General features: G+C 38.9%; 15 protein-coding genes. All 15 read right to left on the reverse strand.

Going from position 1 to position 23,825, the window contains the following annotated elements; translation table 11 throughout:
- The coding region (locus tag P9X27_00005; protein ID MDP8252775.1) for a hypothetical protein at positions 1–1,370 on the reverse strand (1,370 nt) is incomplete at its 3' end.
- Positions 1,371–1,566: 196 nt separating this feature from the next.
- Positions 1,567–2,988, reverse strand: coding sequence for a hypothetical protein (locus P9X27_00010; protein MDP8252776.1), 1,422 nt, complete (start codon positions 2,986–2,988; stop codon positions 1,567–1,569).
- 114 nt (positions 2,989–3,102) lie between these two features.
- Entirely contained in the window at positions 3,103–3,765 is a 663-nt protein-coding gene (locus P9X27_00015) for a rhomboid family intramembrane serine protease (GenBank protein ID MDP8252777.1), read from the reverse strand.
- Positions 3,766–3,807: 42 nt separating this feature from the next.
- On the reverse strand, positions 3,808–4,254 hold the full coding sequence (gene dtd / locus P9X27_00020) for a D-aminoacyl-tRNA deacylase (GenBank protein MDP8252778.1): 447 nt from the start codon (positions 4,252–4,254) through the stop codon (positions 3,808–3,810).
- Entirely contained in the window at positions 4,251–5,744 is a 1,494-nt protein-coding gene (locus P9X27_00025) for a hypothetical protein (protein ID MDP8252779.1), read from the reverse strand. The genes dtd and P9X27_00025 overlap by 4 nt, the downstream gene beginning before the upstream one ends.
- A 17-nt stretch (positions 5,745–5,761) precedes the next feature.
- Complete coding sequence (locus tag P9X27_00030) at positions 5,762–6,514, reverse strand: glycosyltransferase family 2 protein (GenBank protein ID MDP8252780.1); 753 nt, start codon at positions 6,512–6,514, stop codon at positions 5,762–5,764.
- A 220-nt stretch (positions 6,515–6,734) separates the two neighbouring features.
- Positions 6,735–9,281, reverse strand: coding sequence for a glucoamylase family protein (locus P9X27_00035; GenBank protein MDP8252781.1), 2,547 nt, complete (start codon positions 9,279–9,281; stop codon positions 6,735–6,737).
- A gap of 73 nt (positions 9,282–9,354) precedes the next feature.
- Positions 9,355–9,930, reverse strand: a complete 576-nt coding sequence (locus tag P9X27_00040) for a carbohydrate binding domain-containing protein (GenBank protein MDP8252782.1) — start codon at positions 9,928–9,930, stop codon at positions 9,355–9,357.
- 69 nt (positions 9,931–9,999) lie between these two features.
- Positions 10,000–11,193, reverse strand: coding sequence for an ROK family protein (locus tag P9X27_00045; protein MDP8252783.1), 1,194 nt, complete (start codon positions 11,191–11,193; stop codon positions 10,000–10,002).
- A gap of 19 nt (positions 11,194–11,212) precedes the next feature.
- Entirely contained in the window at positions 11,213–12,481 is a 1,269-nt protein-coding gene (locus tag P9X27_00050) for a sugar ABC transporter substrate-binding protein (GenBank protein ID MDP8252784.1), read from the reverse strand.
- Between the two features lie 79 nt (positions 12,482–12,560).
- Entirely contained in the window at positions 12,561–13,748 is a 1,188-nt protein-coding gene (locus P9X27_00055) for a hypothetical protein (GenBank protein MDP8252785.1), read from the reverse strand.
- On the reverse strand, positions 13,741–16,794 hold the full coding sequence (locus tag P9X27_00060; protein MDP8252786.1) for an efflux RND transporter permease subunit: 3,054 nt from the start codon (positions 16,792–16,794) through the stop codon (positions 13,741–13,743). Before P9X27_00060 ends, P9X27_00055 begins: the two co-directional genes overlap by 8 nt.
- A gap of 14 nt (positions 16,795–16,808) precedes the next feature.
- Positions 16,809–20,279: an efflux RND transporter permease subunit gene (locus P9X27_00065; protein ID MDP8252787.1), complete on the reverse strand. Its 3,471-nt coding sequence runs from the start codon at positions 20,277–20,279 to the stop codon at positions 16,809–16,811.
- A gap of 13 nt (positions 20,280–20,292) precedes the next feature.
- Positions 20,293–21,549 (reverse strand): efflux RND transporter periplasmic adaptor subunit, encoded by a 1,257-nt coding sequence (locus tag P9X27_00070; protein ID MDP8252788.1) that lies wholly within the window; start codon positions 21,547–21,549, stop codon positions 20,293–20,295.
- The gene (locus tag P9X27_00075) at positions 21,546–23,789 is read right to left on the reverse strand and encodes a TolC family protein (GenBank protein ID MDP8252789.1); all 2,244 of its coding nucleotides are present in this window, start codon (positions 23,787–23,789) and stop codon (positions 21,546–21,548) included. The genes P9X27_00070 and P9X27_00075 overlap by 4 nt, the downstream gene beginning before the upstream one ends.
- Positions 23,790–23,825 lie beyond the last annotated feature (36 nt).

Genomic DNA, 23,825 nt, shown 5'->3' on the forward strand with positions numbered 1-23,825 from the left:
CCAAACAATGCATAATGAGAATCTGGTATGTCATAATTTTCTGTGTTACCTTTTATAACTCCTACAAACTCTATTGGAACCTGTCCTGCCTCAACTAATAAAGCGAGCTCTTGATTCTGTGAATCAAGGGATGATAAGTCATTAGTGCCTATTACGGCATACTGAGCAGGTGCTCCACCCATCAACCCAAAAAACTCGACACCGTTATTTATATTATCTATCTCTATTTGACCACTATCTTCATAAACAACCATCGTTCTATCTGTACTAAAAACTGCAGCTTCATCTGTAATTGCAGCTCTTGCAGCTTCACCGATTAAACCCCAACCTTCCTGAAGAGCTACTACTACATTGTTATCTAAATTCTCTAAATCTACCTCTCCTGCTATAATCCCTTGAACCTGCACACCAAAAACAGTCGCCGTTAAACCATCTGCACCTAATGCTCTTTCTTCCATGTTGCTACCAGCAAGTGCATCATAGCTGCTTTCTACCTCTACCTGACTATCTGTATTACTTGCTACAACAATGGACGAGCTATTGTCTTTCTCTTCATAATAATCTATAACACCTTTAATAACAGCTAAAGTTTCCTGGGCTGTAAGATCAGCACCAGCAGCTGCTGTAGTTACATTTATAACAATACCTCTCTCCTCTAATATAGATATCTCCCCTATTAACCCTGCTTTTAACCCCATTAATATAGTTCTATTTATTGCAGAATCATCATAGCAGTCTTCCATTCTATCCTCCATTCTACGCAATATAGCAATCCGCTCCTTTTCATCAGCCACGGCAAACAACTCTAGGTCTTCATTGGTTGCTGTAATGATATCCTCTTCACTTGTATCTTCTAAGCTCGATTCAGCAACTTTAAAATCCTCAAAACTGTTTAGAAGCTGATCCTGTAAATCTATAGCTTTATTTCTTAATCTTTTCAATGTATCACCTATATCAGAGTAAATTTTATTCAACATATCTACATTATAATTTTGTTCATTCATCTTTTCTAAAGAACTTAATAATCGATTATATTGATCCTTACTTACTGTTGCCCTAAATCCCTCTGGATTAGCTAATATAGTATCTATACCACCTATAGCGTTATTAATAATCTCTGGAGTTATGCTACCATCAACTATAGAACCTAGATCAATAATACAGGAATTAACAACTGCTATGTCTAAAGGAACGATTTCTTGTAACGGCAATTGTAGCATAGTGTTAGGTGCTCCTGTTCCTATTGAAGATGTATCAAAAGATTGCTCTATATCTAAGCCATGGTTACCAGAAATAAACGCAGATGCTTGCGCTCTTAAAGGTAGTGAAACCAAAAGAGCTAAAATTATTAAATTTGTCATTCTCTTCATTTCTCTATTTTCTATTTCTACTAGTATTTATACCATATATTTTAGCTATTGCCAAATCTGTCAACAATTTTTTTTATTTTTTCTTAAAAAGTCATATCTGCAACTTTTCTACTTTTTTTCTTAAAAATATTATATAAAAGTAAAAAATAATTCCTTAGAAATAAAAGTAACATATGGAATAATAAAGAAAATACTACTAATTACTTACTAAAACTAGATTTTGATGGTTGTTCTCTATAAAATAGGCAAGCTGTTGGCGGTAAATCTCATCTTCATTTGAATCATACCTTAAAACCCAATATTCCATCTCAAATCCTTCCAAGCCGTCTTTAAAGGTAAAAACTTTCTTTTCCTTTCCTATCTCCCCATTCGAGAGAATAATATTTCTTGTAAGAACCGCGCTCTCTATTCCCCACTCATAGCCTGCCTCTAAATCACCGAAGTCTTCAAATAAGACTAGGTTGATATATCTTGCCGTATAGGCATTACCGACATCAAAAAGAAACTCTTCTTTTGAACTATCTAAATCACGTATTCTTTTAACAGATGCAAACTCTGCCTCAACCCCGAAATAATTAACACCATCTTCATAATAAAACAATTCTCTCCATAAAAGGCTCTCTAGCTCTTGGAGCTGATCTAGTATATTTAGTTGCAACTTACATAACTCTATTAAGCTAGAGTAACTCTGGAATAATGCCTGACCATAAGCATGCCAACTATAAGGCAGATCAAAAAGATGCCCTATGCCTTTTAAATCAGAGGATAATTCACCTTCTGTATTATTAACAACTGGAATAGAATTACCTAATTCATACTCAAAAAGTTTACGTGAATCTATGAATAAAGAATCATTAAAATCAAAAGGAACATCATCAAGAGGGTCATCGTCATTAAACCACCTCTCTGTTACATATCCTTTACTCAGGTAAAAAATAACAGACAACTCTTTTGTTTTTTTAGGCCCCATTTCGCCCGGATAATATAATTTTCTATTTAACTCTATAGAAGAGAGTCCTGTTGAATCAAAAACCAGAGTAAATTCTCTTAAATCATCCGAAAATCTGCCTAGCTCTACCTTGATCACTCCTTCTAAAGTATCGTAATCTGTAAAGGTTTGCGTATCTCTCATTATCTTAACCGGAAATAATGCCTCTCTCTCTGAAAAATCCTCTTCATAGGGAGGAAAATAGTACTCTCTCTCAGGTGTAAAGTAGAAGAATATCTCTCTTAGCATATCTTCAAAATGGCCCCCTTCTTCTAAGTCCATCTGGGTAAGGGATATTTGAATTAAGTCTTCAAACAACCTTCTGCATGTTACTTCGTCTATCTCAACCCACTCATCATAGGGTAGGCCTTCTACATATTCTAATATATCAAGTGGTTCTAGCTCTTCTTCCCAACTCCAGGTAATAGCATTATCTGCTAAATCAGATGCAACATCTGTGGTACCTGACAAACTAACTGAGATCATAGTTCCAGAATCATCTTCTGTTCTAACTCTATTTTGAGGTAAATCTAAATTTGGCAGGGATGCAACAATAAATGGTGCATCTACAGCAAATATACTACTACTAAATAATAAAACCCCCGCAAGAACCAAAGACAAAACTCTCATTACGCCTCCTAAATCTCCTCTATACATATATCTCATATATAAGCTGGTCTGTCAAATATTTTTACATACTTTATAAAGTCGCCCCCATGATATTAACCTCTTGATTTTAATAGCTTAACGAAAGAGTCTTTTAAATAAAAGAAATATGGGCAAGATCAATATCCCAACAACAAACCCGCCGATATGGGCAAACCAGGCAACACCTGAGATATTAGACTCAGCAGCTAATGATGAGAACCCATAGAAAAACTGAAATATAAACCAGAGCCCTATAAATACATAGGCCGGCATCTTTACTACCTGCCAGAATATAAAAATAGGTATCAGGGTAACAATACGTGTTGCAGGATAGAGAATAAGATAGGCTGCTAAGATACCTGATATCGCACCTGATGCCCCTATTGTAGGCATAGCGGACGTGGGGTGAATCGCTGCATGAATAAGCCCTGCACCTACTCCTGATATTATATAGAAATAGGTAAAGCCCATATGGCCTAAGAGGTCCTCTATTTTATTACCAAAGACCCAGAGATATAACATGTTAGACAGAAAGTGAATCCAACCAGCATGAAGAAACATATAGGTAAAGAGGGTGAGGTAAAACTTAGGATCTTGAGAAAAGAATATCTTTACTGGAATAAGAGAGAGTGTATCTCTTAAATAAATATAGCTTGAATGTTGGCGCTGGCATAAAAATACAACCCCGTTAAGCACAATAAGTATTATCGTTATAAGGGGAAAATTGCGGGTTGGAATCTCATCTCTTAGCGGAATCATGGATTTAGTATATCATCTAATAGCACTTTGAGAAACCAGAGTTTATCTATCTTGACTATCAAGTAATATCGTAACAGGACCGTAATTAACCAGTTCTATATTCATATCAGCCCCAAAGACCCCTATCTTCACTTCTACTCCTTGGGACCTTAGGCAATTATTAAATTTAATGAACAGCTCTTCTGCTTTCTCCGGCTTAAGAGCTTTATCAAAAGAAGGCCTACGGCCTTTCTTGCAATCTGCATATAGAGTAAACTGAGATACTAAGAGTACTTCACCTTTAATATCCAGTAAAGATTTGTTAAGCTTGGCTTCACTATCTTCAAATATTCTTAAGTTAGCAATCTTTGCTGCCAGCCAATCAATATCACTATCAGTATCCCCTTCACCTATTCCGAGTAAGACAAATAAGCCTTTACCTATCTCTGATATAATCTTATCTTTTACCAATAGCTTCCCATATTTAACTCTCTGTAAGACTACTCTCATCTATTCTCCTTCTTTAACTCTTCTATCCGCCTTGAGAAAAAACCACCTGTATAGGCATCAAGGGCTGCGGTTAACTCCTCAATATACATCTCCTTCTTTATTCTATCAATATTCTCCTGCGGAGGGTTGTTTATTAAATCGATCTTTGCGCTCTTTCTTTCAAAGTACAACCTGTTTACTTCGTTTAAAATATCCAGCCTTAACTGGGTATTCAAGCGCGAGCGGGTATCGATATCGTCTTGATAATGGTTCCAGATTAAATCTTCTAAATCCCAGGTTAAATCAACACTCCAGTCTCTAGGGCCAACGTGGGACTGCCCTCCACTGCTATAGGTACCATATATTGTTTTATCATATCCAAGACCAAGTTGAGGCATAAGCGCACGGTATTTTAAAGACTTTCTCCAGGCTTTTATCTTCTCAGGATTAACATCATTATAATCTAAGGATGCCTGCTGGATCTCTAGAGCACTGGGTTCAAAAGAGAAAAGACTCTTATAACCTCGCTCTAGGAACTCCCGGCCATCCTCTCCCTCTTCAAATAATCCTAAAGAAGTCGCAAGGTAGAGCTTGCCCTTCCTATCCATTGTGAGCATGTTAATGCTCTCTGTAGGCAACCCCTCATAAACCTTGATAGCCTTCTTTCTTCCCAAATAAACTTTAAAGAATCCCTTATCAGTTCCAAGATAGATAAGGTCTCCTGAGCTATCATCCTGAAGTATAGAATTAATCGCTATACTGCCCAAGCCTTGAATGTAGGCTTTTTGAAAACTAGAGCCATAATCGCTGGATATAAATAGACCTGCAGCTGTACCAAGGTAGATAACGCTAGAATCTTTACTGCTAACAGCTACAACTCTTGGAACATAGGATAGGCCTTCTTCTACCTCTTCCACTTCTTCTATCTCTATACTCTTATCCCTTCCTGGAATTGTAAAAGTCCTCTGGAACCTGCGAAAATCCTCGCTTCTATAAATACCTAGATCTGTTGCTAGATAGAGGTAGGGCTTCATATAGTCTATCCAGTAAATCTCTATATTACGAGGAAGGGCAGCAGCTTTTTGAAAGTCAGAGATACCATCTTCACCCAGATATAGCCCCGAAGATGTTCCCAGCAAGAGCTTATTGCCCTTTCTCTTAAAAGAGAGGCATCTTATATCTTTGCCCTGACCGCGAAAAAGATAATCAAACCTCCCTGAGTCTCTTGTTGATAGCAGTCCTAAGTCAGTCACAACATATAAAAGCTTATGATCTAAGGGGTCTGGATAGACAAAGTTTATTTCACCTTCCTGAGTTTTATAGATAAATTTCCACTCTCTGTTCTCCAGCTTGTATAGAGAGTCTTTTGAAGCAAGATATAAGATATTATTATCTAGAGGATGGGCTATAACAAGCTTGCAGTCTACTTCGGTTAAACCTTTGATTCTAGTGAACTCCGCCCAAGAGGTGAAAGAAAAAACCAAAACGAGAACTGATAATAAGTATCTCATTTAAACCTCCTTTATCTTTAAGTTTTTCTCTTAAGTTCCTTATATTTAATTAAGCTTAAAAACTGATAAAGGGATGCAAAATAGGCCAACACAAAACCATAGAAACCATCTTTAAAACCCTGCTTCCTAAAATAACTCCTCAAAAATCTATCGATACTTCTTCTTAAGAATCTGGAGCTCTTTATCTCTTTACCTTGGTCAACCCACTTCTGAACCTCAAGGGTTGTCTGATTGTTTAACTTGTTTATAAAATCTGTAATATCGCGGTAAGAGTAATGTATGATATCTGATTTTAAGGGAGCCGTATCACCATCTACAAAGGCTATTGGATGGACATGCGACTCTTCCCATTTGAATCTATCTTTGAAGAACATCTTAAGTTGGGGTGAAGGATACCAGCCGCCGTATTTAACCCAATAGCTGCCGATATAATTACGCCTCGGTATTGAACATGCTACAGCCTGAGGTGAAGACTTCAAGAACTCTTCTATCTCTTGTTTTAATTCCTCTGTAACTCTCTCATCAGCATCAAGGCTTAAGACCCATTCATTTTTGGCTTGCTGGTAGGCCCAATTTCTATGCCTGCCCTCGATATCCATCTTACGAACCAAGATCTTATCTGTATATTCTGAGGCCATATCTCTTGTTCTATCGCTGCTGTTATCATCAACAATGACAATCTCATCTGCCCAGCCTCTAACAGATTCGATACATTCTTTGATATTTTTCTCTTCATTCTTTGTAATAATTACTACAGATAAAGCAATCATAGTATCTCCTTATTGTTTAATTAGATAAAATCATATCTTTAAATATACGCTTTGTCAAAAAACTTATCACCCTTTGGTTAAATTTAAAAAAGCCTCTTGGATCTAAACCCATGGTTCAAGCTCTCACCGTGAAGCAATACTACAAAGAGAGTCGGAGGAAAGAATATAGTATATTTTTAAATCTAGGCTTGGTTCGAGATCTTATCCCTGCAGTTTAAGTCTATTCTTTTACTAAATTAATCTCTGCAAGCTCAAATCCATCTTTACACCCTTGATCATAGTAAGGCATAAAGAATAAATTATACTTACATTTAGGCGTGTTGTCGTTCTTATCAAAATCGTTAACCGCTATCGAGAAGCCTATTTTTAACCCTGGCTCAGGCTCAATACCTAAAATTTCAAAAGGTATTGCAATCTCAAGAATATATCCCGACTCTATAATCTTAGACTCCAGTCTTATCTCTTCAAATATTTTGTCCTGGAACCAGGCATAATGCAAAGGTCTTTTTCTGTCACTAGAGGGTGCAAAGCCAAGCTGAAACTGTTTTTCATTGCCCCAGCGAAGATTCTTATTCTCGGGAGCAATATATATCTCTATGCTATCCTGCTTATAGATTTTATCTGGAATATCCTCTGCAACAACCTCATTATCTGTTACTTCAACCCAGAAATATAGAGACTCTTCATCCCAGCCCAGGCTAAACTTGGCATCCAGATCATCAGGGGATAGCGTGACAGCTCCGTGCTCTATTGTTTCGCTAGCTTTTAAAGTGTAATCATAATCTCCAGCCTTAAAAACCCGCTTATAGTCAGCATTAATGAGGGGCTTTTCGTCTGGCTCAAGCTCCATAGTCCCGGATTTAAACCCGACTCTATCCATGGCTTTATTGATATATTTATTAGACATAAAATAATCCCAAACAGATCCTGTCAGATAGTTTTCAATCATGAGCAGCATCGCGCCTTGGTCTATCCCAATAACAATCTCTGAATACCAATCTTTGTCCCGGTTCAAACTATCGGAAAAACCATATCTACCCCAAACATAATCTTTGTAATGACTATACATCCAACGCAATGCAGCTATTGTCTCCCTAGGAGCAAAAGGAATCGAACCTCCTAGAGCCGTAAAAGCAACGGTCCCATCATAATAAGCATAGCCCGGAGGAGCACCATAAGCATCGTAGCCGGCCGGAGATTCACAAGCAGTAAGCCCCCAAGAGTTTTCGTTAAAAGTCATGGAGTTAAATTTATTGTTAATGCAGAACTCCCTGTTGGCTAAAGTTGCATTGACAGATGATTGGAAATAATCAGCATAGTCATCATGTTTATTCCGAAAATCAACCCAAATATGTGAATATTGATGAGTAAACAGAGGTGGTGAAACTAAGCAGGTATAACCCTCATAACTCCAAATAGGTCTTCTTATTTCATCCCATACCTCAGGAGAGATAGGATAAGTAGGAGACCCGATTGCAAAAAGGTACATCAGCATCTGCTCGCCGTACCTATTCCATCTATCCGGCAAAAATCCTGTCTCAGGCATCCAGCCCATACATAGAGTATCACCTTCAGCTAGCATCCAATCCCACTCTACTCTCTCATAAAGTTCTTCCGCCAGCTCTCTGACTTTAGAGCCGAAGTATTCACCGGCAGCAAGAGCCCCGGCTAAAAAAAGAGCAGTATCAATGGAGGAGAGCTCACAATTCCAGACTCTCTTGCCATTATCCATACCTACAAAGTGATAAAAAAATCCATGAACATTTTCCAATTTATCTCTAAAATAAAAGAGCGTATTTAAAGTCCTCTCTAAAGCCTCCTCTTTGCTGATCCACCCTTTTTCAACTGCAATAGGATATGAGCTTAAGGCAAAGCCAACTGCAGCAATAGAGGCTACCTGAAAATTATCATCTTTAAAGTTATTTGCCTTGTCTTTAATAAGACCTGTATCTGGATTGGCTTCGTTCCAAAAATAACCAAACGCTTTTCTCTGAATTAATTCCAGAAACTGCTGATCTGACAAACATGACATATCCGGTTTCGGAATCCTTTCCCGAGCAGTAGGAAATAGAACGGAACAAGAGTCGCTTAAAGTCTCAGCTGCTGTAAAGTAGATATCGTCTACGTATATTGTCCCTTCTTTCTGAGTTGCTTTCCAATCTTCAAAAACTATAACAAGCTTTCTCATGCTGCCCCACTCTAAGGCGCCTACAAATCGATCTAGGTCTACCGTATACTCTCTCCATTCATCGCTAAGTCCTGTTATGTAATAAGCACCTTTCTTGCCTTGAGAGTCTTGGACCTCCAATTTAAAATCTTTCGTATACCCTTTATCTCTATCTCCTTTGGCCCAAATTACTATCTGCTTATACTGACTTAAATCGACAGCTCCAAGATCAAACCAGACACCATTAAAAGCTGAGGATGGAGAGTCAACATCGTAATCTATTCTCAAAGAATATCCGCTATCACCTACATGGGTTAGGGATGAGAAAGAGTCATAACAACTCTGAGAGTAATCGTTAGGGGCTTTATCCCAAGCACCGAAATCACCTAGGCTAGACTTGTTCTCTTTTTCGTTAAAATGGCTTAAGAGAAATATTCCCGGAACTTCTGCTTGGGCTATCGGCTTTAGGTCTTCCTGGAATTCCTGGCGGGATTGTTCGCGCTTCTCTCTAATATTTTTAACTTTTAAATATCTATTTGTAGAAAATATAACTATTAAAATCACAAAAACCAAGGCTGCTATTAAAGAAATTTTCCTCATCTATAAAACTTTCTGTTTATGCAAAGGCGGAGTATGTTCTACTCCGCCTTGATAGATTAATTACAATTTTTTGTTATTCAAACATGACATCATCAAAATAGACAGTTCCCTCTTTTACTTCACATCTCCAATCTTCAAAGACTACAACAAATTCGTCCAGATTAGTGAAGTCGGATATCCCTGCTACTCTTGCAAGAGGAACTTCTATCTTCTGCCATTGATCTGTAATACCTGTAACATAATACTTTCCTATCTCACCCTTGTTGTTTTTCATCTCAACCTTGAAGAGAGGAGAGAACCCTCTGTCTTTGTCACCCTTTACCCAGATAACAAAGTTTGTATATCCAGATACATCAGAACCGTTCAGCTTCATCCAAAAACCATTGTAGGCTGGGTTTGGAGAGTCAACATCATAATCCAACCTCAAACAGAAACCTTTTCCATCTCTGGTGTCGCTAGTACTAAAACTCTCTATGGCTGTCTGAGAGAAATCCATTGGATCTCTATCCCAAGCACCAAAATCTCCACCGATATTGCTTGGTTTTACACCCGAATCAAAATCGGAAACCAGAAGATCTTCTTGTGCAAAAGATACTGCCGTAGCTACAAAGAGAGCCACCAAAATAAGATAGCTAACTTTTTTCATCATCCCACCTCCTTTTTATTTTTGAATCTTTTTATTTATGCCACATGGGCCATCTTTTGTCAAGTTTTTAACTTAAACCATTAAATAAGTAAAGATGTGCTGAATTACAAGGCTTACCGCACCTAAAGCTACGGAGTTTTCGCCCAGCTGAGTAGGTACAATCCTAACCTGATTGCCTATCTCTTCAAATGTCTTATCTCTAACAGTTTTTTTAATTACATCAAGCAGCACAGAGCCGGCTCTCTCAATACCACCGCCTATTACAACCACTTCGGGATTAAATATTTGAATAAGGTAGGCAATCCTTACGCCTAACTCCTCGCCTGCCTCTTTTACCAGACTTACTGCAAGCTCATCTCCAGCTCTCACAGCTTCAATAATGGATTTAAAGTCTATTTTAGAGCTATCTCCTCTAGCTAATTCTAAAATCTTAGAATCACTCTTCTCTTTTACTCCCTCTATTGCAGCAGCCCTAAGGCCCAAATCGGCCTCCCAGCGATCTAATCCTCTCCAGCGATTCTTCTCTTCTTTTCCTAATGTAGGCAATCCTAACTCTCCAGCGCAACCACCAGTGCCTCCATAGATCTGACCATTGATAACAATACCGCAGCCGACACCGGAATACATAAAGATAAGATTCTTAATATCGCTTTCAAGCTCAAACTCTCTCTCTCCAAAAGCAGCAACAGTTGCATCGTTCTCTACAAAGACAGGGATCTGGAACTTTTGCTCTAGCATATTCTTTAAAGTAGATATATAGACGCTGCCCATCTGTCCCGGCCAACGTATCGTACCGCCTTTTCTATCTACAATACCGGGTATACCTATACCGATACCTTTTATCTGGTCCCTCTCAACGTTAACTTCCGATATTACCTCTCCAATAATATCGGATATTGCATTTATCATAGCATCCTCAGTACCTTCAGGCCGAACCTTCTCTACTTTAATCAAAACATTTGCCTTCAAATCAGAGACAACGCCTATGATATTAAGAAGATCTAAGCCTATTCCTATGATATAAGCAGCCTTTGGGTTTAATTCTAAGACAACCGGCCTTCTGCCCCCCGTTGAAACATCAAGACCGCCTTCTATGACCAGACCCTTTTGAATATAGGTATTGACGTAGTTGGATACCGTGACGATATTTAACTCTGTCTCCTTAGATATTTCCGTACGAGTAATGGGTCCTTTTCTACGAACTAAATCGAGGATTGAAAAATTTTTCCGCTCCCTGTCCGTTAAAACCTCTGTTGCTTCTACCATGCTTACCTCCTTTTAATAATTACTCCCTCAGGAGTTTGTTACCTGCCTCTACAATCTCGGGCAAAATATCATCCAGTTCAGCTTGACCGTTAAAAAATAAATCCAATTTTGGTTTAACATACAACTCTTCTATCTCTCTCCAATTAGCACTAAATGGAGGGAAGACCACGCTCTTGACTACTTCATTGAGCATTTTTTTATTCAGTGGCTTCTCTTCACTGCCAGCCCAGTAAGGGCCTTGAGCAACAGATATCCTGCTTGGCTGCGCTAATCCTATAGAGGCAATACGTTCCATAGCTTGAGCAGAAGTTAAAGCCTTTATTGTCTTCCAGGCAAGCTCAGGATTCTTAGATGTTTTCAATATGCAATATGCTGTTCCTCCCGTTGCAACCTGCCGTATATCCTTAGGACTTTTAGGAAACATTGCTATATCCCAATCAAAGTTCTCTATATTCTGCAATGCCGGCGTCTCCCATATCCCTGAACCTAACATCGCAAGGCGTCCGGTCATAAACATCATCTGCACACCCATACCCATATTTATAAGGGCAGAGGGTGTTGGAGATACTTTATGCTTTAAAATAAGATCTCTATAAAACTCCAGTCCTTCTCGCGATGCTTGAGTATTCAGCCTTATAGAGCTAGGGACTTTAACATTATCTACAAGCCCGCCGCCGTTAGCTAAAACAAAATTCTGCCAGGCCCAAGTATAAAAACCATAGCTCTTAATCTTACCTTTTTCATCTCTTTCGGTAAGGCGCTTTGCAGTTTTAAGAAGAGCATCCCAATCCCAATCATCATCGGGGTAGGGAATATTATGCTGATCAAAGATATCCTTATTATAGTAGATGCAGGCAAAAGGGGCAATATCTCTGGGTATACCGTAAATATCACCTTCGATAGTAAAATGTTCAATAATGGGCGAGAAAAAATCATTTAATACAAAACTCTCATCTTTTTCTACAAAAGGACTAAGGCTTAAGAAAACGCCTTTAGAGTAAAAACTTGTAAAGAGTCCTACCTCTACAGCTATAACATCAGGCGCATCTCCTCCTGCTATTCTAGTTAAAATCTTGCTGCTATACCCTCCGTAAGGAGTATGCTCTAAAACAACTTTTATCCCAGGATTGTCTCTCTGCCATTCTTTAATAACAGACGTAATTATCCTAACCTCTTCGGGGGAGCCCCAAAAAGCAAAGCGTACCTTGTTACTATCTAAGGCTGGATCCTTACCACAGCCCCATGCTAGTATAGATATTAAGATTAAAATACTTTTTGTAATCTTCATAATAAACTTATTAAGGTAATTATTTAAATTTTAAAATAACTTTTTATAATTGTCAAACATATTTAAAATACTAAGAGGATCAATTGCCTGAAAACTCTACAACATCATTTTTAGCCACAGATTCTTGAGGTAAACTCAGGAGAAACTCTGCTGCAGAAGTCACCTCTCTAACCTCTTTTACTTTGAGTTTTGCAATCAGCCTACCCTCTCTATAGATAAAGCATTCCATTCCTTCTTCCACACCGTCTCTCCTGCCGCGGTCAATTACTATAAAACCATCTGCTGCGTTAACAGCAACTACTTTGGCTTGGATGCTATTATCCCCTACCTCTATTCTGGGTAATTCAACCGCAAACTCTTGGTCGTCATAACCCATCTTCTTTATCTCCTCAAGAGCCATTTCAAGATCCTGCTTTAAGCGTGTAACTTCGAGCATCTTATCTTCTAAAATTTGATTAACGTAACCTATCCGCTTTTCAAACCTATTTTTACTTTGTTCCTCTTTTAGCATTGTCTGCTTAAAATCATCCAGCCTTTTTTCAGTAGCCATCTTATCCACTTGAGCCTGTTCTAACTGAAGAGCTAAGCCCTGTTTGTCCTGCTCTAATCTTTCCAAGCCTCTTATAGATTCGAGCTTCTCTTCTTTCTCCTGCTCCAATGATTGGGAAAAAGAAGAGACTATACCTCTAGTCTCAGCTAATCTCTCCTCTAGCCCTTTTTTCTCATCTAATAGCTCTCCTGTAAGCTGGCTCAATCGCTCTCTCTCATCTTCAAATCTTAAAATCTCTTCGTCTTTTTTCTCAAGCAACCTTTTAAGATTGCTAAGCTTTAATTCTAAAGATGTCTTCTCCCGCAGTAGATTAGACCAAAAATCATCTCCCCTGCCGTCCTCTGCTTTGACTCTTTTGGTCAATCTCTCTTTTAGATCTTCTCTCTCTCTAACCAGCCTGGCAGCCTCATCTTTTAGCCTATTGTTATCATCGGCCAACTCTTCAAGCTCTTCTTCTGTTAAAAGTTTGTTCTCTTCTAATTTTGCCATCTGACTTCTATAAGCTGTTAGTTGGGTTCTAATATCTTCTACCTCTATTTTAAATTTATCTAGTTCAAACTCTAAATCTCTATTCTTTTGATGCCAGAGCGCTTTCTCTTCTACATAGCTAGAGTATATCTTTCTATTCTCCGTGCCTAACCAGAAAGCAGATACTAAAGAGAGTATCGTTAGGACTGTCACCGTTGAATATATAACTATTTTTATATTATCATTCATGCTTTATCTTTAAAAATACACTCATACGATTCAATCTATATTTTAAATCTTCCAATATCATATAGCCAGAAGGAATTACAAGGAGGGTCAATACGGTAGAGACAGACATTCCTCCAATTACAGTCTTTGCTAGCGGTGACCAGAGATTGGAAGACTCACTCTTATCTAATGCCATAGGCATAAGACTGCAGATTGTTGTAATAGAAGTCATAAAGATAGGACGTAATCTATGTTCAGCACCTCCAAGGATAGCTTTTTTTAATTCTACGCCTTGCCCTCTTAAAAAATTTATATGATCGACCATAACTATTGCATTATTGACAACAATACCTCCCAACATCAACATCCCCATAAGAGCTCCGATGTTAATAGATGTATCTGTATAGTAGAGCGTTGGGATGACACCTATTGCAGCTAAAGGAACGGTGGCCATAATAATAAACGGCTGAGTATAAGACTCAAAGAGTGAAGCCAAAACTAAAAAGATTAAAAATAGCGCTGTAATGACCGCAAATTTTTGTTGACGCTCATTCTCCACCATCAATTCATAATCTCCGCTAAACCTATAGGTGTAATTCTCTGGCATCTCAAATGTATCTAAAGCCTCCTTACATCTTTCAATGGCTTTATTTAAGTCTAAGGAGCCTCTGTTCGCACTAACCTGAACCATTCTGGATTTATTTTTATGCCAAATTTCACTTGGAGCTATATCAAATTTTAAATCTGCAACCTGTTTCAATGGAACTTCCACTTTCTCCTTATTTACAAAAGTTATATTTTTTAAATCGTCAAAACTATCGCGATCAAGCTCACTTATCCTCGCAACAATCTCAACTTCCTTGTTCTCAGTATGAAAAAAACTAGACCTTAGACCCCGTATCTTACCATGCAATTGATAGGAAATATCTTTAATCGTTAATCCAAACATGCTGAGTTTATCTTGATCCACTATAATTCTTATCTCCGGCCTACCCTCACGCATTCTTATCTTTTGATCTGTAATCCCTTCAACCTGAGAGAGGCTTTGGGCCATCTTCATTGCTATCTGCTTCAAAACATCGTAGTCATAACCATTGATATCAATAAATATTTCATTGCTGCCTACTTCTTGAGGTAGTTGAAAATATATAAAGGCATCGAAATTCTTCATTGTTTCATCCATTTGGGGGCGAAGCTCTTCTATGAGATCGTTTGTCAATTTATCTCTTTGATCAAGTGGTTTTAACTTTACATACACCTTGGAAGACCATCTCTCTATTCTAGAAGATACAGTCCGTACTTCAGGAACATCTTTTAAGATCTTTTCAACCATCGCAACTGCTTTATCAGACATCTCCAGCTTCGCGCCTGTAGGCAGCTCAACATGTACGGTAAATTTGTTCTGTTCTGTAATTCCGATAAACTCTCTGCCGATATGTTCCTGAAGAGGCCAGACCCAGACAACAGTTGCTATCATAACTAATATCAGGAGATACCTGAATTTTAAAATGAATTTTAGTGAGCCTATATAAGCTTCTCTAACCTTTTTAATGTTCTTCTTACCTTTCTTCAAAAATGACACTCCTCCACCCATCTTAATTATAGATGAGGCTAAGGGAATCAAGCTTAAAGCTACAAAGAGAGACGCAAGGAGAGAGTAGACAACTGTCCAGGTCAATCCGCTGTAGAGCAATCTAATCTGTTTACCGACAAACATTATCGGCAAAAACGCAACTACAGAAGTAATGGTTGAAGCTGCTATTGCCAGGCTGACTTCCTGACTGCCTTTTAGCGCAGCCTCTCTTTTTTTAAGCCCTTGCTCCCTTTTTTTGAAAATATTCTCAAGCACAACGATGGAGGAGTCAACCAACATGCCTATACCTAAAGCCAACCCAGAGAGAGTCATAACATTTAAAGTCAAACCCTGCATAAACATGATTGTAAAGGTGGCCATAACAGAAAGCGGGATAGAGAGTGCGATAATAAATGTTGGAGCTACATCATGGAGAAAGAGCAGCAACACAACAACTGCCAGCGCTCCACCGAACATAAGTGATTTACGGACTGTATCAATGGCCTCTTGAACATACTCAGCCTGCTGAAAAGTAGGTTTTATTATTACATCCTCGGGAAGCTCCTCTCTTATCTTGGAAAGCTCCTCAACTAGCATCTTATCAACCTTTATAGTGTTAGCCGTAGACTCTTTCTGTATATAGATAGAGACAACAGGCCTAGAATCAACTCTAGAAATATCCATGGGATCAAGGAAGGAATCCTTAATCCGGGCAACATCTTTAAGCCGAATAATGGAACCTTGGGGATTCATGCTAATCCCAATATCTTTTATATCCTCAATGCTTTTATACTGACCCATGAGGCGAATTAAATTTTTTACTTTTACCTCTTCCACCTCTCCTAAAAGCAGGTCTAAATTGTTAGCTCCTACAGCATCAATTAACTCCCCTAAAGATATATTGTAAGACTGCAGGCTGTTCTCAGTTGCTTCGACAATAATCTTTCTCTCTCTACCTCCGGCTATCTCTATATTCGCCACTCCCCCTATTCGCTGTAATCTAGATTTGATTTTCTCGTCCACAATCCTTCTCAACATCTCAGGGGTATATCTCTCTCCCGTTACAGCAAGTATCACCATTGGGACGTCTGTCTGTTGATACCGCGCAATAACCGGCTTCTCTATCTCATTGGGCAGCGAGTCCTTTACTCGGCCGAATTTTTCTCTAACCTCCAGAGAGGCAAAATCCATATCAGTGCCCGGCTCAAATCTCAAAATAACTCTAGACTCTCCTTCTTCAGATATAGCTATGAGCTCTTTAAGTTTACTCACATCACTTATAGCTTCTTCAACCGGTTTTGTAACAAGGCGCTCTACGTCGGGAGAAGGCACGCCGCCTCTAATCCTTATAATGATGCTTATGGTGTCGTAGCTGTAGTTAGGCATCAGCTCAACGGGCAGCTGTATTAAAGCAATATAACCTACAAGTATGATGCCTAAAAAGATCATACTCATTGCAACCGGTTTTTTTATCGAGAACTCAGGTAGATTCATAAGTTAAGCTCAGGTTATGTCATTCTATACCACCTACCAGGACCGCTTGGCCCTTCTGGAGTAATGATTTTTTTCTTCTGCAAATCTTTGAGATCCCTGGCTGCTGTAGCAATAGAGACATTGAACATCTGCACATATTCCTGTCGCCTCAGTCTACCTTGTTGGCGTAGATGCTCTAGGGCCTCTATCTGCCTCTGGTTTAAATCTAAGTATTGAGCTTTCTTTTCTCTGTCTTCTTTTATTACTGCATCTTCTTCTCTCTCTAATTTTGTCCCTACAACATCTGGCTGCTCTTGCTGCCGCGGCTCTGGAGAAGATACTAGTCCTTGTTCAACTTGGGGCAATATCTGCTTTCCTCTACCCTCTAACATTTTTACAGCAACGATGTATAATGCCGGAATTATAAAAAGAGTGAGCAATGTAGAAGAGGATAACCCTCCGATAACAGCTATAGCCATAGGAGCTCTCAGTTCTGCCCCGTCACTAAAGCCCAATGCAAGAGGCATAAGGCCGAGAGTTGTAGTTAAAGCTGTCATCAATATCGGTCGTAACCTATTTTGAGAAGCCTCTAAGACAGCCTCATAAGTAGAGAATCCTTCTTCCCTTAATCCATTGATATGGTCTATGAGAACAATGCCATTATTAACAACTATTCCACCCAAGATTATTACTCCCAAAAAGACAACTATATTGAGAGTGGTATGAGTAAGCAGCAAAGCAACTGTTATGCCTATCGCTGCTAAAGGCACAGAAAATATAATAACAAATGGCTGCCAAAAAGACTCAAACTGTGCAGCCATTATCATGTACACAAGTATTATAGACAGCAGCAGGGCAAAGAAGAGGCTTTTAAAAGATTCCTCCATCTCTTTGCGCTCTCCGCTAAGCTGCACCACGTAATCCTCCGGAATATCCATATTGGATATCTTACTATCTACGCTATTTGCAATCTCGTTAAAGCTTCTCTTGTAAACATTGGCTGAGACTAAAACGGTCCTCTCTTGACCTAATCGCTTGATTTCAGACGGCCCAACACCCCTTACAAGGTAAGCCACATCCGCCAATGGAATCTCAACCCCAAGCGGTGAATGTATAAGTATTCTTCTTATCTTAGAGAGATCCTCTCTGTCCTCGTCGCGCAATCTTGTTCTAATATCATACTCTCTGCCTTCTTCCTTGTATTTAGAGGCAACGTAACCTCGAATTGCTGCATTAGTTGCCAAAGATATGGTATTCACTGAAAGATTATAGAGCGCGGCTTTCTGTTTCATTATATTAATCTTTACCTCCGGCTGAGGAGGCATAAGGTCACTTTTAATATCATAAAGCCCTGCGATATCGCTCAGACTTAAGACTAAACTCTCTGAAGTAGAACGCAAAACATCTAAATCACGTCCTCTGATCTCAACATTGACCGGCTTACCTCCGCCCATAGCTGCCTTGAATATTGTCTCTTGCAGAATATATGCCAGCTCTGCCCTTTCCAAATCAACAACCAATAGGTCTTTCTGTAGCTGCTGCACAATGTCCTGACTTTTTCTATAATAGGGTGATTTCTTTGGAAACTCCTTTAAGTTGATCACTATCTGGGATTGATGAGACCCCAAAGTCTCTACGGACCCTCCATAGTCTTTCTCTTTAGAAGAACCGATGGTCACGCTAACACCTTTAATATCCGGATATTTAAATATGGTTCTCTCTATTCTCTTTATAACTCTATCTGTTACCTCAATCTTTGTACCTGTAGGCATGTCGACCATTATCATGAACTCTCTCTGATCAACCTTGGGCATCAACTCCCTGTCTATCTTAGTCAAGAGATAGAGAGAGAGGCCTGTTACTGCAATAACAAGAGCAAACCCGATCTGCTTAAATCTCAAGAATGATTTTAATGTATTCGCATATGAGATACGCAATATCTTCATCCAGACCCACTCTTTGCGCTCTTTATTCACTCTCTTTATTTTAGAGGCGAGGCTGGGGATCAAAGATAGAGCAACAGCAAGAGAAGCAATGAGAGCAAAAATAACAGTAAAAGCCAGCTCTTTAAAAAGCTGCCCTGCAACACCTTGAACGAATATCAGCGGAAGAAAAACCGCTATCGTTGTCAATGTCGAAGAGAAAATGGCAGCCGCCACTTCAGACGTTCCGTCAATAGCCGCTTCTTTGGCAGGCCCGCCAAGCTGCCTCTTACGGATAATATTCTCTATAACAACAATGGCATTATCCACAAGCATACCAACGCCCAAAGCAAGGCCACCTAAAGACATGATGTTAATGGATAGCCCCCTAAAGTACATAAGGCTAAAGGCAAACATAATCGATATAGGTATTGAAAGCGCAACTATTAGAGAGCTGTAGATGTTCATCAAAAAGAAGAAGAGAACAATGAAGGCAAGCACGCCTCCTTGCACCGCAGCATCTCTAACTCCATTAATTGAATCCTGAATAAACTTAGACTGATCATAGACAATCTCAATCTCAACTCTGCCCTGCAGCCTCTCTTCAATTGCAAGAAGCTTCTTCTCAACAGCCTTCACTACTGTAATGATGTTGGCCCCCGCTTGCCGTTGAATTCTCAGGGCTATATTGTCGCTGCCGTTATAACGCGAGAGATTGGTCAAATCCTTAAGCGAATCTTGCACTATGCCTAAATCACCTAAGTGAATTATTCTTTTATCCGAGCTTTCACCTTTTGACTCTCTTATATATTCTTCATATTGCGTCTTTGGCGGATCAACATCCTGTACTTCAACAACAACGTTCTCGATCTCTTTAACCGCCTCAAACTCACCCATTGTCCTGATCAAATATTCATAAAACTTCTCTTTAATTGTCCCGGCAGGAAAAGTAAAATTTGTCTGCTTTATAGATTCAGCAACTTTTAAAATCGGAATGCGATTGGCGTATAGCTTACCTTGATCAAGTGCAACTAGAATCTCCCGCTCTCGACCTCCTACGATCGCAGCTGAAGCAACGCCGTCTATCTTTTCCAGCTCATCTTTAATCTCTTTTCTGACTAACTCTCTTAACTCTCTAGACGGAAGGCTTCCTTTTATAGATAGTATAGCAATGGGCGTCTCAAAGGGATTAAACTTCATTACTATCGGGTCTTTGGCTCCCATGGGAAGTCGCTCTTTAACCAGATCTATCTTTTCTCTAACACCCAGGGAAGCAAAATCCATATGTGTGCCCCAATCAAAATCGAGGATAATAAGAGAGAGCCCCTCTTTTGAAATCGAAGATATTTTCTTAAGCCCATTCACTGTGCCTACCGCCTCTTCGATTATCTTTGTTACAAGGGTCTCAATCTCTTCAGGTGAGGCATTCTCATAAGTTGTGACAACACTAATTTGAGGATAAGATATTGATGGATAGAGCTCTTGAGGTAAACGCACCCAGGAGATAGCACCCAGGAGCATGATGCCCAAAAAGAACATTGTTACTGTAACCGGTCTTTTTACAGAAAAGCTAGGTAGATTCATTATAGAATAATTATTAAAACAGTTTTTCCTGTTTCTCTATAATTTTGACAGGGCTACCCGCAGAAAGTTTTTTCATTCCCGGTGTCTCTGTGACAATTAGATCGCTTTCTTGAAGACCTTTTTTAATAACAGCAAAGTCAGTCGTAATATGCTCAACAGAGATTTGACGGTATGCTACTTTACCCTCTTCTACAATCGCGGCATAATAAGCCCCCTGCTGTATCGAGACAGAAGAACTTGGAATAACATAAGCATCTTTTTTTCTAAATACAGCGACAGATGCCCGCGCAAACATTCCGGGCCTAAGAAGCTTTCCTGGATCAAGCACCCGCATACGCACATTAAGCGTCCGTGTTCTTTCATCCACTTCAGGAAACAGTATTTCTACATAACCAAAGAAAACTCTTGTCGGATAAGTATCTACTTTGATTTTTACTTTCTGTCCTGATTTAATCTTAAAAATATCTCTCTCTATGATCCCTGCCTCTACAAACGTATTATCCGGGTCTATAAACTTGCAGATCACATCATTAGATGTAATGAACTCCCCTACCTCTTTCTCTTTTTTACCTATAACACCATCCTGCGGAGCTTTTAATTGCAGCTTCTCTAATTTCAACTTGCTCAGCTCCAGCTCTTTATTGCTGACTGCTACTTTAGCTTTAGCAACATCGGTCTCAGCCTGCACTTGATCCAGCCTATCTTTGATAATTGCACCCAACCCATAAAGCCTTTTAACCGTCTCATATCTTTTAAGAGCTGCTTTATACTCTGCCTCTGAAGCCTGCAATTTTGCTTGTGTCCATTGGATCTCTAAATTAACATCTTTGGGGTCAAGAGCTGCAAGAAGATCATTCCTCTTAATCGCTTCGCCTTCTTTAAAATTGGCGCTCTTTAGCACACCGTTTGTTTCAAACTTAAGCTCAAGTATTGGAAGATTTCTAACTGTACCGGCCACGAATAACTCATCTGTAAAATCAACCGGCTTCAGCTCATAGGCTTTAATCGGAACTTCTTCCTGGGATTGCTGTGGAAATAGCGAAGAGATATCTTGAGGTTTCTTCTCTGTAGAGCTCTTCTTTTTTGGTCCTTCTATTAACCGCTCTTTTTCTCCTTGGGCTAGGGGCTTGTCATCTTTATCTTGAGAATTAAAAAGTCTCTGTACCCCTAAAAATAGAAAGGCTATGATAACTACGTTCACGACAATAAATACAATCTTTCTTGGAGCAAAAAACTGTCTTACTTTAGATAAATCTAAAATTTTTTTCATTGCATTATCTCCACATTATCTCCGATTCTCAAACCCTTAAAATTATCCCCGATGCCTTTTTCCAAATAACAGGCTGATGTCCCTTCCTCTATACGAGCAGGTACAAGCAAAGCATACTCTCTACCATTGCGATAGACTACAACCTTGCTTGATGAAGTCAAACCTTTCACATCTCCGATATTAAGAATAGCCATTCCATACTGATTGTTGACTCCAATTATTCTACCCTCTATACCTGTTAAAGCTGCCTCTTTCCTCTCTTTTTTAAAATCCGGGAGCAAGAAAGGAGTATAACTTGCACTGGTAGGGGAGTTCTCGCCAAAGTCCTCCCAAGCAGCTATTACCGGCCTGCTGGTTGTTAAACTTAAAAAGCTTTCAACTTCACATGCTTTAGAAAGACCAGAAAGAGCCATATAATAACCTATTAAAGCACGGTTATAATTTACTTTTTCGTTAGCATAATCTAAATATGATTGCATTAGTGCTGTTATATCCGCTTCTTCTATTTTCATCTTACCTTCTGTTACCTTTAATCGCTTATTCAAGAAATCCAGTTTATTCAAAGATGTTTCTATTTGAAAAAGAGAAGATATGTAATTTGCATAAGACTTACCAACTTCAGCAACAATAGTCTCTTCAGATTCAAGCTCTTCGTTTAAAGACTTAAGATGCTCTATTTGAGCGGTGCTTATATCCGCAATGCTACTCAATCTGTCTACCAAAGAAAACTCCGTTGATCTTGTAAGAGATTCGGTTGTCTCTGACAGACTAAAACCGCCTGCCGGTCTGCTCTGTTTTGTTACAGAACTACTCAATGTACTTGTACCTATAGGCTTCGTCACTTTTAACCCTACATACCAACTATCCCTGAAAACCTCATCTTCTGTTTCATAGCCTTCAGCCATCTGACCAATTTTACCCGTAAAGCTCACTCGACACCTATTTTTAGCTTTTGCTATCTGTTGATTTAAATTGTTAAAATGACTTACCAATTGCCTGATTCGCAGTTCGGAGCGTCTTGTCTTAGCAATCTCTAGTGCCTTATCCATATCAATGTTGACTCTTTCAAAAGGCAGCCAATTAACAAAATTTATCTCTTCATCTTCTGGTATATTTAAAACTTGTCTAAAAGAAAGTTCCGCTAAAGAGAGTTCTTTTTGAGCTGATATGAAAAAAAACTTGACCTGATGATAGGAGGATGTTAACTGCTTATACTCTAATTCTGTAATTAGATGCTGCTGATAGAGTACTTCTCCTAAAGCAATGATCTTGTTAGCCTCCTCAAGAAGCTTATTAAAAGTATCCCAGTTCATCCTATTCAACACAACATTGTAGTAGCTTCTTTTTAATTCCAAGGCATAATCGGCATAAAGCCTCTTATGTTCATAGAGCGAAAGTTCTTTGTTTATCTCGGCTTGCTCAATTTTATACCTTAATTCACCGCCATAAGATATAGGCTGCTCTAACTCTAATTCGTATGATTTCGAAAAAATACCAACATCTTCGACAGAAGTACCGATTGTATCGATAACTCTGATTATAGCGTTAGGAAAAAGCTGCCGCTTGGCCTCTCTTTGCTTGAGCTGTGCAAGTTCATATTGACTCTGGGCAACTTTTAGATCCCTGTAGTTTTCTGCTCCAATCTCTAACCATGGCCGCCAACCCCAGATTGCCTCCTGCCATTCTTGTTCATTTTTAGGACCAATACGCTTATTTGGCATAAAACTAAATGCTTTAGGAAGATCTGCTGCTTTATCCACAACTTTATCCACAAAAGCCTCTCTGATAGATGGAAATTTAATATCTATACTCTTTTTGTTTAACAGCACATCGTACTTACTCGTTTTGCTCATGGCAAACTTTATACCATCCACTTTCCCAGGCTTATCAGCAGTTGGCTCATAGCCTGGATAAAACTCCACTTCCACATATTCTAACCCAGGTAAGTCAATATCTGTTTTTAACTTATGCATACAAAGAATATTACTACCAATAAGATCAAAAAAAAGATATTGATTATCTTTAATCCAATATGCGAAATAAGTAGGAGATTGATTGAAATTAAATTTTAAAGTAAATACGCCATCTTGAAATACCTTTTCAATGCTATTCAAGCTAACCGTATCATCAGAATATGATACGGTTATTTGCAACAATGATACGGTTAGCAGTAACCATATCATAAATGATATGGATAGCTTTCTTGCTGCTACTTTTGAAACTAATTTATATATAACCATATCATAACCGTATCATTTAGAATTTCTCAAAAATAG

It is taken from the genome of Candidatus Kaelpia aquatica (assembly GCA_030765335.1).
In the GTDB taxonomy this organism is placed as follows: Bacteria; Omnitrophota; Gorgyraeia; order Kaelpiales; family Kaelpiaceae; genus Kaelpia; species Kaelpia aquatica.

Bases quoted from the DNA above. Each gene is read 5' to 3' on its own strand.
- P9X27_00075 (MDP8252789.1), bottom strand. From the start codon at position 23,789: ATGGTTATATATAAATTAGTTTCAAAAGTAGCAGCAAGAAAGCTATCC.
- P9X27_00025 (MDP8252779.1), bottom strand. From the start codon at position 5,744: ATGAGATACTTATTATCAGTTCTCGTTTTGGTTTTTTCTTTCACCTCT.
- P9X27_00055 (MDP8252785.1), bottom strand. From the start codon at position 13,748: ATGAATGATAATATAAAAATAGTTATATATTCAACGGTGACAGTCCTA.
- P9X27_00060 (MDP8252786.1), bottom strand. From the start codon at position 16,794: ATGAATCTACCTGAGTTCTCGATAAAAAAACCGGTTGCAATGAGTATG.
- P9X27_00045 (MDP8252783.1), bottom strand. From the start codon at position 11,193: ATGGTAGAAGCAACAGAGGTTTTAACGGACAGGGAGCGGAAAAATTTT.
- P9X27_00015 (MDP8252777.1), bottom strand. From the start codon at position 3,765: ATGATTCCGCTAAGAGATGAGATTCCAACCCGCAATTTTCCCCTTATA.
- P9X27_00040 (MDP8252782.1), bottom strand. From the start codon at position 9,930: ATGATGAAAAAAGTTAGCTATCTTATTTTGGTGGCTCTCTTTGTAGCT.
- P9X27_00035 (MDP8252781.1), bottom strand. From the start codon at position 9,281: ATGAGGAAAATTTCTTTAATAGCAGCCTTGGTTTTTGTGATTTTAATA.
- dtd (MDP8252778.1), bottom strand. From the start codon at position 4,254: ATGAGAGTAGTCTTACAGAGAGTTAAATATGGGAAGCTATTGGTAAAA.
- P9X27_00070 (MDP8252788.1), bottom strand. From the start codon at position 21,549: ATGAAAAAAATTTTAGATTTATCTAAAGTAAGACAGTTTTTTGCTCCA.
- P9X27_00030 (MDP8252780.1), bottom strand. From the start codon at position 6,514: ATGATTGCTTTATCTGTAGTAATTATTACAAAGAATGAAGAGAAAAAT.
- P9X27_00050 (MDP8252784.1), bottom strand. From the start codon at position 12,481: ATGAAGATTACAAAAAGTATTTTAATCTTAATATCTATACTAGCATGG.
- P9X27_00010 (MDP8252776.1), bottom strand. From the start codon at position 2,988: ATGAGAGTTTTGTCTTTGGTTCTTGCGGGGGTTTTATTATTTAGTAGT.
- P9X27_00065 (MDP8252787.1), bottom strand. From the start codon at position 20,279: ATGAATCTACCTAGCTTTTCTGTAAAAAGACCGGTTACAGTAACAATG.